The sequence below is a fragment of the Natrinema hispanicum genome (genome assembly GCF_004217335.1).
Taxonomy (GTDB): Archaea; Halobacteriota; Halobacteria; order Halobacteriales; family Natrialbaceae; genus Natrinema; species Natrinema hispanicum.
Map to the genome: position 1 here is coordinate 181,934 of NZ_SHMP01000004.1, position 13,632 is coordinate 195,565.

The following is a 13,632-nucleotide window of genomic DNA, read 5'->3' on the forward strand; positions in this document are numbered from 1 at the left end:
ACTGTCGTTGGGGATGTATTAGATGACATCCCTTACGTTTGAGGAGATAGCGGTTATTCGAGCGACAGAGCCCGATTTTGGAAGGTGTTCGTACGCCCACAACGAGCGCATTTCTCGGCTCGGGCATCAGAGGTAATAATCTCGCCACAAATCAGACACTCGTATGTCGATGCAGTATCAGAACCACCCTTGATGTCGTACATACATGTTACTGATCGTTCGACAGTCGTATAAATATTAGGAATTAATGTACTATAAACACATATAATGGCGTTATAGGTGCCTTCGACCGACTGATGTTCAGCATCAGGGACGATCGGTTGCGGTCGAACAACTGAAACTCATCCCGGTCAGCAGCGATCTCGTATATCCTGCATGAAATCACGTCACTTTCTCTCGGTGATCTTCTGCGCGATAGCGCTGTAAGCAGACGTGCTCGCGATCGTGGATATCCAACCGCAGCAGCGCACTGGTGGATCGGAGTCGGTTATCCTCTCATCGGATACCATAAGATGTGAGACCGAACGTAGGGATTCGTCTGAACATAGTAGCCATCTTGTACTTACAAAGACTTATGCCACGGGACACCATAGCATGAAATGTCGGGCGAAGCCACGAGGATTCACCGGACGACTCGACTCGAACGTCCATACAGGGCAGGAAAAGTCGAGTTAGAGGTATAACCAAGGCTCCGGTAACACGGAAACAAGGTGAACGCCTCCAAGGAGACCAACACGGCCCATAACTTGACCACCATGGTGGCCAAGTGAGAAGGCTCAGTAACGGATCTCGCGTAAGCGAGATTCGTGAACTGGAGATACCCAGGCCGAAGGGCTGTAGAAACGTGCTCCCGTTCGAGTCCAAATTGAGGTTTTCGCCCGTGTATATTTCTATCGACCCACTAACCAGTCGTACTGATTGGGGCTACCGGGAGATACAATCAAATAGGTGTGACGGGCTTTCCACAACCGAAGCCGTAATATTACTCTTCGTCAAATATCTGTTGTTGGCTTCCGCCCTTTCTGCCAGTAGTGAACTGCCGAGCGCGATATTTGAATCTTCAGTCCGGCGGGCAAGCAATCTGTCACTGGCTGCTCGACTGAAAACGCTCCTCGAGATCATCTGCCGGTAAAACGTCAGCCTCTGACGTCTGCTTTCTGCGCTCTCAGTTGGCTGAAGACGATGACGAAATCATTCGCACCAACTCGAGACATAAAACTCAACTGGAGCCTCGAGAAACCGGACATGGTTCAGCGCGTGAACTGACCGCGAAGTCAGGGGCCTCAGTACTTCACAAAGCCGCTTAGTTAGAACGTCTGCTTGCTGTGAATGTGCCTAGCAAACAGCAGCAAGCAGACAGTGAAATCCACGAGGACCAACTTCTTAACTTTCTCGTCAACGTTCTCACCGGCGCGTTTACTCTTGACCTCGGTGAGAACGCTGAAATCGACCCAGAGGACATTTTCGAGGTCCTCGTCGGCGCGACCGCCGACGGGACCTCGATCTCCTCACTCTGTAAGGAGAGCAAAGACGCTCCCTCTGCCAATGACGTCCTCTACCACCTCCGTTCCAAGTTTGACCTCGAAACTGTCGAATCTACGGGGAACACGCTTCTCCAACAGGATATCCTTGAAACACTCCCCCAGCAGGTGGAGGTCGTCGCTGACCTCCACCTGCGACCCTACTATGGTGACAAAGACGAGACTGACGGCCTCTACTACAGTGAGGCCAAAGCAGGAACAACTGCGTTCCATGCTTACGCCACACTCTACGCCCGTGTGAACAACAAGCGCTACACCTTGGCGGTGCGCCGTCTCACCGACGGCGACACCGCCAGCGATGTCCTCGCAGAGTTTCTAGGATTGCTCAACAACTTCGATTTCGACGTTAAAGCGGTATATCTCGATAGCGGCTTCTACGACGGCAAGTGTCTCACATTGCTCCAAGCACACAATTTCGCGTACATCGTTCCAGTAATCAAGTGGGGCAGCAAGATCAAGAACGAACTCAGCACCGGTTGGAGTCGTGAGATCACTCACGATCTCACGACGTCCTACGGCGAGTACGAGTGGACTGTCGAGTTTCCAGTGATGATCGACTGTACCTACAAGAACGGTCGATACGGTGAGCACGGGGTGGCGCGTCACGGCTACGCCGTCGACGCGCCGTTTGTCGATGAACCTCGACAGGCTCGATCCCATTACAGCAAACGGTTCGGGATCGAAGCGAGCTACCGTCTCTCCGAGTCAACAATCATCTCGACGACGACGCAAGATCCTACGAGACGGCTGTTATTTGTCGTGCTCAGTCTCCTGATTCAGAACGTCTGGCGGTACTTGCACTGGGAGTATGTGGCGACGCCCCGCCGAGGCGGGCGTCGCCTCTGGTGGTGGCCTTTCGAAGAGTTCGTCGACATGGTGACACGGGCAGCGTGGACGGCCCTTGCGGTGCGTCGGGCCGTCCCCGCGAATCGGCCACCGGACGACCGGTTCCACCGGTAACTAGTGACCGATCTTACCCTGGCGATCAGTGGCAACGCTGTCGCGTCGGCGGCGTTCAGCCGCCGACTGCAACGACCTCCTATCTCTCGTTATGGAGTAGATCTTCAGAGTGCGAATTCGAGCTCTGGTTCGCTAGTAACTCACGCTCCAGCGTTAGTTTGCTGAGGATGCTTTGTGAGGTACTGGGCCTGTCTAAGAAGTTGGTAATCAGTATTAACTCATCGGCGGGGAGTGAGAGTTCACCGACCATGCCGTCAAGATCTACGTAGAGACTGCTGCATCAACTGGACCCATACGACTGGTCCGATGACCGTGGGACTTACCGACCAAGTCGCATAGAAGTTTCTCAAAGTCAAGAAATAGCGGGAAGTAGATTTGAACTACTGGTCTGCGGGTTATGAGCCCGCCGGAATCTCCTGGCTATCCCATCCCGCTGTCTAGCCGTCTCTGCCGACCATCATTAAGGATTGCTATCTGGGTGCTGTCGCTGGCATATTCCAGTGCAGTTATCGAATAGTCTGGCCGGATTCAGTCTCAACCTCATCTACTATCTGTGAAATCCTGGAGGAATAGAGAACTACTAGTCGTAGTTACTCGTTGGATAGGAGTATGAGTGGAGGCGGCAAATCGACGTTCCCAGAGGGTCGCCCACTCCAGTACTTGCCGATACGCAGGCGAGCTTATCTTCCGTGTTCGGGATGGGTACGGGAGGCACCTCGCCGCTGTGGCCGCCGTAACGCCGACCGACGGACTCGAACCGTCGTCAAACCGTAATCGGTGGTGTGTCCAAGACCGTCATGTACGTGTAGTCCAGTTTGCGTCCGGACCCGTTCACCGCGTCACGGATCCAATGCGTTATAATTGTAGTTATGAGTGTGTGGCTTGGCCAATTAGTGCTCGCGGACTCAACACCTCGTTGCCTTGGTGCGTACATCCCGAGTCTATCGATCTCGTCTTCTACGAGTGGCCTCAGTGGTATCTCTTTTCCAGGTGGGTTTCGAGCTTAGATGCGTTCAGCTCTTACCCCGTGGTGCGTGGCTGCCCAGCACGTGCTCTTTCGAACAGCTGGTACACCAGTGGCACCCATTCGTAGTTCCTCTCGTACTATACGAACGTTCCCGTCAGATACCGTAACACCCCCAATAGATAGCAGCCGACCTGTCTCACGACGGTCTAAACCCAGCTCACGACCTCCTTTAATAGGCGAACAACCTCACCCTTGCCCGCTTCTGCACGGGCAGGATGGAGGGAACCGACATCGAGGTAGCAAGCCACCCGGTCGATATGTGCTCTTGCGGGTGACGACTCTGTTATCCCTAAGGTAGCTTTTCTGTCAGCAATTGGCCGCATCAAGCAGCCTAATTGGTTCGCTAGACCACGCTTTCGCGTCAGCGTCCGTCGTTGTGCCGGACACTGTCAGACTTCCGTATGCTCTTGCGCTCTTTCCCGCGTCTCCGACGCGGGTGAGGAAATCTTGGGGCGCGCTCGATATCTTTTCAAGCGCGTACCGCCCCAGTCAAACTGCCCGGCTACCAGTGTCCTCCGCCAGGAGTGAGAGTCGCAGTCACCATCGGGTAGTATTTCAATGCTGCCTCGGTGGCCCGCTAGCGCGGGTACCTGTGTACCGGCTCCTACCTATGCTGCACAATGGCGACCACGTCTCAGTGACAGCCTGCAGTAAAGCTCTATAGGGTCTTCGCTTCCCCTTGGGGGTCTCCAGACTCCGCACTGGAACGTACAGTTCACCGGGCCCAACGTTGGGACAGTGGCGCTCTCGTTGATCCATTCATGCAAGCCGCTACTAAAGCGGCAAGGTACTACGCTACCTTAAGAGGGTCATAGTTACCCCCGCCGTTAACAGGTCCTTCGTCCCCTTGTACGGGGTGTTCAGATACCTGCACTGGGCAGGATTCAGTGACCGTACGAGTCCTTGCGGATTTGCGGTCACCTATGTTGTTACTAGACAGTCGGAGCGCCCGAGTCACTGCGACCTGCCCCTAACAGGGCAGGCATCCCTTATTGCGAACGTACGGGACTAACTTGCCGAATTCCCTAACGTCGGTTGCTCCCGACAGACCTTGGCTTTCGCCGCCACGAGTACCTGTGTCGGATCTCGGTACGGACAGTGTGCTCACCTTTTCACGGGCTCTCGGTTGACCTGACTTGCGCTATCCAGCCATTCAATCGCTTCGTGCCATTACGGCTTCCACGATTTTCGACTGTTCGACCGGGCGAAGGCCCGGCTCAGGCGGCCCCAAAGCGTTGGCTTTGAGTGCACACTGGCATAGGAATATTAACCTATTTCCCTGTTGTCAGCTTCGACTTACGGGCTGACTTAGGACCGGCTAACCCTCAGCTGATCAGCAGTGCTGAGGAACCCTTACTCGTTCGGCCGTCGGGGGTCTCACCCGACTCACGCTGCTACTATGACCAGGATTTTCGTTACTGAACGGTCCACACGAAATCTCTTCCGTGCTTCCACCCGAACAGAACGCCAACCTACGGGATCACCATGTTACTGGTGCCGCTAGGTCTCGGTGGTGGATTTGAGCCCCGATCATTTTGGGCGCCTCAAACCTCGGCCGGTAAGCTGTTACGCTTTTCTTAGAGGGTAGCTGCTTCTAAGCTCACCTCCCGGCTGTCTAGGGCTTGAGACCACCTTCGATCGCACTTAATCCACACTTGGGGACCTTAACCCAGCTCTGGGTTGTCTCCCTCACGGTACACAGGCTTACCCCGTGCACCGGACTCCCTGCGTCAAGCGGCGTTCGTAGGTTCGGAGTTGGACAGGGGGGCGCACTCCTCTCGGAGTGCGGTCCCCCAATCCGTCGCTCTACCCCACGAACTACCTCGGCAGAGGTGATGCTTCGACATCTTTCGGTTGGAACCAGCTGTTTCCGGACTCGATGGGCCTTTCACCCCTAGACGTAGATCACGAGAGGGTATTGTAGGACACCAACTCTAACAGGCCTCCACGTGCCTTTCGGCACGCTTCACCTTGTCCACGCCTAGATCGTCCGGTTTCGGGTCGTGCCCGTTTGACTCCCCGCGCTTGAACACGGCGGCCCTCGCAATGCTGCGGCCATGTCGGTTTCCCTACGCCTTCCTCGATAATCGAGTTAGACTCGTCAAACAGGCACACTCCCTGGTTCGTTTTTCAAAACGTACGACAGAACACCGGCTTCCCAAACTTCCTACTAGCAGCTCGCGCTGCGGTCGTTTTGTCCGGGACCTTGTGTGCTCTGTCGCTCCATCGCCAACTGATTTCACGCCCTATTGCACCTCCCTTTGTGGGGTGCTTTTCAGCGTTCGCTCACGCTACTTGTTCGCTATCGGTCTTGAGGAGTGTTTAGTCTTCGCGGTCGATGCCCGCGATCTTCACGAGGGATATCCAACCCCCGATACTCTGGAGCTGACGCACAGCGTACTCGTCTTCGGTACGGGACTGTCACCCTGTTTCGTGCTCTGTTCCAAGAGACTTCGCGAAGAGTTTCGGCTGATGAGAGTCAGTCCGAACACCACATTGCCCGAAGGCTTCGGTTTGGACTGTGTCGCGTTCAGTCGCCCTTACTAACGACATCGCGTTTGCTTTCTTTTCCTGCCGGTACTGAGATGTTTCAATTCCCGGCGTTCCCCATTGCGCGAAGCAATTGTGGTGGGGATTCCCATTCGGAGATCCTGAGTTCTTTGCCTCCGTGCGGCTCCCTCAGGCTTATCGCAGCTTGGCACGTCCTTCTTCAGCTCTCAAGCCGAGCGATCCACCAGCTGGCACAGTAGCCACGTTCATCGGATCGGCGTTGCGACAGAGTCGCAACGTTGAGTGACCCGGGAACGGGTCCAGTGGACGCCTGGACTACACGTACACACGGTCTCATCTGCACGCCAGTAGACAGCTGGCCTGCATTAACCCTTCCCAGCCACACTTACGCGGGCTGGTGCATCGGTTCGGTCGTACTCAATCGAAGTTCCGTCTCCCACTTAAGGGCACGGATTCGGCGATCAAGTACGAAGCATGGACCCACAGGGATTCGAACCCTGGGCATCCTCCTTGCAAAGGAGGCACTCTCCCACTGAGCTATGGGCCCACGTCCACCCCTAAGAGAGGGTGGACAGAGAGATTGTGTTAGCCTTGGTAGTTCAAAGGTGCCCGATCGGCCAAACGGCGCGATCGAACGTGCGGAATACCGCTAAGGTGGGCTGGGGCAACGCCCCAGTCCCGGTCTGTGGAGGTGATCCAGCCGCAGATTCCCCTACGGCTACCTTGTTACGACTTAAGCCCCCTTGCGGAGCCCAGATTCGACCTCGGAATCGAGGCCTCATCCGGACCCCACTCGGGTGCTTTGACGGGCGGTGTGTGCAAGGAGCAGGGACGTATTCACCGCGCCCTTCTGAGGCGCGATTACTACCGAATCCAGCTTCATGAGGACGAGTTTCAGTCCTCAATCCGAACTACGACCGAGTTTCGGAGATTAGCGTCCCCTTTCGGGGTTGCATCCCACTGTCTCGGCCATTGTAGCCCGCGTGTCGCCCAGCACATTCGGGGCATACTGACCTACCGTTGCCCGTTCCTTCCTCCAGTTTGGCACTGGCAGTCCTCCTAATGTACCCAACCACCACGAGGGTGTTGCTGGCAATTAGGAGTGCGGGTCTCGCTCGTTGCCTGACTTAACAGGACGCCTCACGGTACGAGCTGACGGCGGCCATGCACCTCCTCTCAATGGCTCCAGTAAGGTCATCAACCTGACCTTCACTGCACATTGTCGATGCTGGTGAGATGTCCGGCGTTGAGTCCAATTAAACCGCAGGCTCCTCCGGTTGTAGTGCTCCCCCGCCAATTCCTTTAAGTTTCATCCTTGCGGACGTACTTCCCAGGCGGTCTGCTTCACGGCTTCCCTACGGCACACCACAGGCTCGTAGCCTGTGGCACACCTAGCAGACATCGTTTACAGCTCGGACTACCCGGGTATCTAATCCGGTTCGTGACCCGAGCTTTCGTCCCTCACCGTCGGATCCGTCTTTCCAGAGCGCTTTCGCCACCGGTGGTCCGTCCAGGATTACGGGATTTCACTCCTACCCCGGACGTACCCTCTGGATCTTCCGGTCCCAAGCCACGCAGTTTCCACCGGACGCCCGCGCGTTGAGCGCGCGGATTTCCCGATAGACTTGCGTGGCCAGCTACGGACGCTTTAGGCCCAATAAGAGCGGTCATCACTCGTGCTGCCGGTATTACCGCGGCGGCTGGCACCGGTCTTGCCCAGCACTTATTCTACCACCTCCTTACGGTGGTGAAAAGCGAGGACTATATGCCCTCGCACTTGGAGTCCCCTTATCGCACTTTCGTGCAGTGTAAAGGTTTCGCGCCTGCTGCGCCCCGTAGGGCCCGGTATCTTGTCTCAGATACCGTCTCCGGGCTCTTGCTCTCACAACCCGTACCGATTATGGGCACGGTGGGCCGTTACCCCACCGTCTACCTAATCGGCCGCAGCCACATCCTATGGCGCCGGAGCGTTTCTGACTCTCGCCACTTCCAGGCTGAGAGCCGTATTCCGGATTAGCCTCAGTTTCCCGAGGTTGTCCGGATCCATAGGGTAGTTTGGCCACGTGTTACTGAGCTATCTGCTACGAGTCTAAACTCGTGCAACTAGCATGGCTAAATCGGACTCCAATAGCAATGACCTCCGGCAGGATCAACCGGAATGAAATGCTCTTCCCCAGCAAGGCTGGGGGAGTTGGCGGTGAATGTAAATACACTCACACATGGGTCCACACGTTCGCTGACGCAGATCGAACGACCGATCGGGCGTCACCGAACTACCAAGGCTAACATCAGAACCCGTCTGTACGGCGGACCGCAGGGGCGGGGTCCTCATCTTCGTCGTACTAAATCAGAATCGCCGAACACTACTTAAGGCCTACGGACCCCACCCTTCAAAGGTAGTTAATACCACACGGCCTGTCAGATAGGGATACGACTATAAATTTCGTTCTTGTGAAGCAGATTGTTATTGAATCATAGAATTAATCGAGCGGTTTGTTCGAAAATACTCAAACGAGATATCCAAACAACGTTCAGAAATCAATAATGTGCTACACAGAAGAGAATGGTCTAAATTGATAGCGTCCGTATATATCGTAATCTACTGACATTCACAAGACCAGTTTACCATTGGTAGATAATCAGATTGAGAATAAAAGCTATCAGCCATTACTTATCTCAACCTCGTCATCTAGCTGAAGTTGTAACCGTTGTGATCCATTTGTCTCTTCACCATACGAATCCCGATACTGAATCCCACAGTTTTTAAGGGTCAACGTTTCACCATTCTGCTCAAATTTCTCGATCATGCGCTTTTGAGCGGCAGTTGCATCATAGAGATTCAGATCGACGAGTCCACGACCATCCCAATCAAACGTAGCGAAGTTTTTACTATTTTTCGCGATGACACGCCCACTGAGGGACTTGCGGATTTCTCTATTAGTTTCAATTTCGTTTAACTCGGCTTGTGGGAGCGGCCTAAGATGCTCACAGTGTGAGTCAGGAAGTTCGTTGATGAAGACAGACTCTGCTCCCTGAACGGTCAACACATCCAATCGCGACTTTGATCGTGTGAGAGCGACATAGAATAAGCGGCGTTCTTCTTCCAATTGGTAACTAGCTTTGTGTTCCTCATAGATTTCGGGTGGCTGTTTGACTGGGTCAACCCACTTATCCCCCTGAAGGCTAGGATATCCGTGGTTTTGAACGACCTTCGGGATGAGAACATGTTCTGCTTCAGACCCTTTTGAATCGTGAGCAGTACGTATGTCAACACTATCTGGAAGTGATTTTTTGAGGGAGTAGTAGAAGGATGGGTCACCATCTTTCTGTCGGAGAAGCACCTGAGTTTCTTCAGGTGAATACGGGGATTCCCGAATTAACGATTTTATCTTACGCTCCATCGACTGATTAAGTTTGTGCTCAAATGTGTCACAACCCAAGTGGTGGATCTGAACGGGATCACCACCCGGTAGACCGGATGGTTCTTTTTCAGTTCGGATCTCGTTATTCTCGATCAAGGCGTTGCTCGCATTGACAACTGATTCAGGACACCGATAATTATTTTCGAGTCGAGTATCTTCGAAAGCGTCAAAATCCGCTAATAGTGGGTTGTCATCTGTAAAGATTTCTTCAGGTGCTGTGTCAATCTCATCGTATTCATCGGCATCGAGCTCGTCTCCGAAGTTGATGAATAGATCCGGCCGAGCACCTTGGAACCCGAAGATACTCTGCCAGTCGTCGCCAACGCCGAAAGTCCTTACATCCTGTCGCTGTTTGGCGAGTTCCTTGACTACGCCGAACTGCACTCGGTTCAAATCCTGCATCTCGTCGACGAAGAGATACGAATACAAGTTGTTCTCGTCAACATCCCCCTCTCGAATGAGGTCTCTAGTAAGTACTACTGACCCATGGAAATCAGTCTTTGTCCTATTATCAAACACTTCATTGAATTCCCTGTAGGCTGCAATCGAGAGTCGCGCAAATTCCTCAACACCCTCATCCAAATCTTCGCCTTCTTTGAGATGTGATTCAACCTCATTTTTTGTCTGAACGGGGTTCCACTCACGAACGCGAGCTTGGTTGATGAACTCAGAGACCTTCTCTACAATATCGGTACTTCCCGAGCGTCGCTTCGTGAGCTGTGCTGAGTCTCGGATGATCGGAGTGAACGCTGGTGTGGTAGCTGAGTGTAGGAGAAACAGAGTCCACAGATGGAGAGAACCGAACTGAGAAAGCTGAGATACGCCGTTTTAGACGAATGCTGTTGCTCGTCAGGTGCCTGCCCAAGGCCGCGGGCTGGCGTCAGCCCGCGGCCGATGCATACGTTTCTGGCACACCGACGCCGTTCATCTTGATCTCCCAGCGCCGTTCTAGCTCTTCTTCCAATGCATGTCTAATCCAGTCAGAGAAGGTCTTGAACGTGAATTCCTGGGGGAGGTCGCGCCCGCCCCGACGTGGGCGGGCGACGACCGCCCACCGAAGCACGAGCCAGAGGTTCTCCAGCAAGAACCCGACCAAGACGAATGCAAAGCGGACGACTGGATCTTGTGTCGTCGTTACCACTCGTGCTTGGCGAAACACCCGGTAGCTTGTTTCAATCGCTGATCGTTTCCGGTACAGCTGTTCGACCTGCTTGGGCGTGCGATCAGCCATATCGCACGCCACATACCCTCGCACAACCTCCCCGCTTTTCCCTCGATCTCCAGCGTGATAGGACACAGCGACCGCGAGCGGGAATTCTAGTTCCCGCTCGCGGTCTTTGTACATCCGATAGGTTGTCATGTACGAACGGTGCGTGTCCAACTTTTCCTTCATGCGTTCTCCCTTCTTTTGGACGGGAACGACAGTCGCAGCAATCTCCTGAGAACGACGCAGGATACGTTCGTTGTAGAAGCCACGATCAGCCAACAGAAGCTCTATCTCGAAGGGATAGGCCTCGACGCGGTCGAGGACGCGCTCGACCGCGTCGGCCTCTTTCTCATCGCTACGGACGTACGTCATCGCCAACGTCACTGGCTTTCCGTTCGAGACGAGATACGCCGTGCAGTACCGGTGGCACGTCGTTGTTCCGTCTTTCGCGTGCATGCGGCAGAGTTCACCTTCTTTATCGGCGTACGTTCCGTGGTAGGGGTTATCGACGAAGTCAATGGAGACGATCCTCGACCGATCAGGGTCGAGGATCGTCATCGCTAACTCCCAGAGAAAGCGGTTAGCAACCCGCTCAAGCCACTCTCGGTTGAGCGTATGGAGCCAGTCCATGACAGTATCATCACAGGCAGCGTTGTCGTTGTCCTTGCACGTCTCCCAGACGGACGTCTGATTGACTGCTGCAAGAATGACAACAGCCCAGATATCGCCGGGATCGAGGGGCGAGCCCTCGATCCCTGGCAAGGGGAGCTGGCAGATGACGTCTTCCGCTAAATCTTTCACGTCCGAATCCGAAAGAACACCGTCTGGCTGAGGGATACTGAACACATTCACTCAACCAGACATCTTCCTCATGAGACCAACGCTTTAGCTCCAGCTCTTACACCAGTCGGGAAGTACCGAATATCGTGGTAGAGAACCTTCCTGTCGTATACGTAGTCTTTGAGATCGCGGCCACTCAAGCGATTGGAAAGGTCGATACCCACCTGTTGAAGTTCATTTTCGAGGGTTGTCTGGACAGCATTAGCAAACCGAACCTTGGTTTGTTTTCGCTTCCAATTTAAGTCATCGCTCGGGCGATCAAGAAGGTTCTCGCCGTCAAGAACAATGACTGTCTTGCCTTCAGGATCATTCTCCAGTTTCGGATTCGAGGTGAAGAGTCGGCGTATCGTCTCGGGTCGTTCACTGTGAATATTCCGATACTGAGGTCGATCTTCACGGGTCTCTTCAGAAGTGCAGTACTGAATATAGAGGCGCTCTCCCTGCACAGGTTCGACGAGCTCAAAATCTAAAATGGATCCATCAGATGGAGATGAGGCCCATTCAATATGCGTTTGATAATCGTACTCTAATCCGAGCGTCGTAAGAAGTTGTGCAATCGACTTGTGGGCAATTCCTTCCTCAGGAATGGCGTCTAACTGAACCTCTTCTCCTTGTATCGTTACCGTCGATTTCGCCGCATGTGACTCATAGACTCCGTCCACAACATCGATGTCGTTCGGATCATACCGATCATCCTTCCACGTACTCATGAAGGATTCGTAGGTTGCTTCGAGTTCCTCGTCGTCTTGTATATCTCGCCATATCCGGGCAATTTCAGTAGTTTTGGCTTCGCCAACGATAAATTCCAAATCGCTGTACTGTTTCTCAGCTATCGACTTGCTGTATGAGTTGATAGTCCTAACATCGACACCCGTAATATCGAACGTCTCCTCAAGTTCCTTCTGCATCTCGTCACGTCCATTGCGAGTGAAAGTGAACGCTAATAGGTCACTCGCAGCTACGTCGTCAAATTCAGAGAGAATAAAGTGGACTCGGCGGCCGAATGTGGTTGTCTTCCCGGTCCCTGCAGCCGCATTCACTCGATTAAAGTTATCATTTGCGAAGATTGCCCGAAACTGTTGATGTGTATGGGTGTGGTCCGGATCATCGAAGAAGTCATTGAGTTCAGACCCGTGCTTCTTTTTCATGTGATCAATCCACGCTGCATTGTACGTGGAACGACGCTCTATGAACTCCAATACCGCTTGAAGATCCTCCTCCAATGTCTTTGCTGCATCAAGAACCTGTTCTTCGTAGCTGCCACTTTCATCCAACAACGGTTCCAATCGCGCTAATGCTTCAGACGCAGTCTCGTATTTGTTCAAAGCTTCGTAGATCGTGAGGTAGTCCGTATACTCCTCAGTGTATTGTTTCTTCCATTTGATCAGCTTATTTGTCGTTTCAATGACTCCTGTTTCCCTATCAGTACCCTGAAGAACTACTTCTGGATCGAGTGATCCAGTCGTAGAACTTGAAGAGAACAACCCACGGATAAACGCCAAGACCCGGTTCATCGATACGCTGCCCGACGAACCTTCAAACAATAAGTATTTTCAAACCAGAATATATTCGAGAAGGGGGCTATTCTATTCACCAAATTGTTATTTATTTATATTAATTATAAGTAAACTAAATAGACAACAGCACTAGCGGATGCAACACTGCTGCAGCACACTCGAGCAGCGCCTAGCAGGGGAATTGGAGGATAGCGAGCTTATACAGGAGATAGTAACCTGTCGCTATCAGAACGAGCCGACGATGATAAGCGAGGTTTATTTCACACCGTGATAGATAATCTAAGTGGTGATAGGATAGTTTAGCCGGGAGATAGATCGGAAATGAAGAATGCTCCGACAGGGATTCGAACCCTGGTCATTGCCGTGAGAGGGTATACTTCCCCTCACTGATAATTATCCGCTCACTCAATTACCCGTTCGCTGAGACCATGGTTTTCGACCGTGTGAGCGATACTATGGTCTGGAGGTTAAAAAGACACCCAGTTAATTGCCTTAGCGGGACACCCGACCTATCCTAACGATTTGCGACTCGATTAAGCGTACCCAGGTGAGTGCTCGTTGTGGGCAAATAGAGGCACCAAACCGGGATCGCCAATTTCGAGATTCT

The 13,632-nt window shown here is 53.2% G+C and carries 5 protein-coding genes, 2 tRNA genes and 3 rRNA genes; 1 reads left to right on the top strand and 9 read right to left on the bottom strand.

The annotated features are described in order from the left end of the window. Positions 1-53: 53 nt before the first annotated feature. Positions 54-203 (bottom strand): rubrerythrin-like domain-containing protein, encoded by a 150-nt coding sequence (locus tag BDK88_RS07950; RefSeq protein ID WP_130499976.1) that lies wholly within the window; start codon positions 201-203, stop codon positions 54-56. Between the two features lie 1,128 nt (positions 204-1,331). Between BDK88_RS07950 and BDK88_RS07955 the strand changes: the two genes are divergently transcribed. Beyond that, on the top strand, positions 1,332-2,501 hold the full coding sequence (locus tag BDK88_RS07955; RefSeq protein ID WP_130499977.1) for an ISH3 family transposase: 1,170 nt from the start codon (positions 1,332-1,334) through the stop codon (positions 2,499-2,501). 360 nt (positions 2,502-2,861) lie between these two features. On the opposite strand, the gene BDK88_RS07960 is transcribed toward BDK88_RS07955, so the two are convergent. The 8 genes from BDK88_RS07960 to BDK88_RS07995 all read right to left on the bottom strand — a co-directional run bounded on the left by BDK88_RS07960 (position 2,862) and on the right by BDK88_RS07995 (position 13,022). After that, positions 2,862-2,936, bottom strand: a tRNA-Met gene (locus BDK88_RS07960). Between the two features lie 179 nt (positions 2,937-3,115). Continuing rightward, a 5S ribosomal RNA gene (gene rrf / locus BDK88_RS07965) occupies positions 3,116-3,237 on the bottom strand. Positions 3,238-3,373: 136 nt separating this feature from the next. Continuing rightward, positions 3,374-6,287 (bottom strand): 23S ribosomal RNA (locus tag BDK88_RS07970). A 227-nt stretch (positions 6,288-6,514) separates the two neighbouring features. Beyond that, positions 6,515-6,586: transfer RNA gene (locus BDK88_RS07975), tRNA-Ala, on the bottom strand. Positions 6,587-6,725: 139 nt separating this feature from the next. Next, positions 6,726-8,199: ribosomal RNA gene (locus BDK88_RS07980) — 16S ribosomal RNA — on the bottom strand. The 16S, 23S and 5S rRNA genes sit together here with 2 tRNA genes alongside, the layout of an rRNA operon. 500 nt (positions 8,200-8,699) lie before the next feature. Next, positions 8,700-10,250: a 3'-5' exonuclease gene (locus BDK88_RS07985; protein ID WP_338143220.1), complete on the bottom strand. Its 1,551-nt coding sequence runs from the start codon at positions 10,248-10,250 to the stop codon at positions 8,700-8,702. 91 nt (positions 10,251-10,341) lie between these two features. Further along, positions 10,342-11,514 carry an ISH3 family transposase gene (locus BDK88_RS07990; RefSeq protein WP_130499979.1) on the bottom strand — a complete coding sequence of 391 codons (1,173 nt, stop codon included), beginning with the start codon at positions 11,512-11,514 and terminating at the stop codon, positions 10,342-10,344. Between the two features lie 23 nt (positions 11,515-11,537). Next, a complete protein-coding gene (locus tag BDK88_RS07995) occupies positions 11,538-13,022 on the bottom strand; it encodes a UvrD-helicase domain-containing protein (RefSeq protein ID WP_130499980.1) in 1,485 nt (494 codons plus the stop codon). Positions 13,023-13,632: the final 610 nt, after the last annotated feature.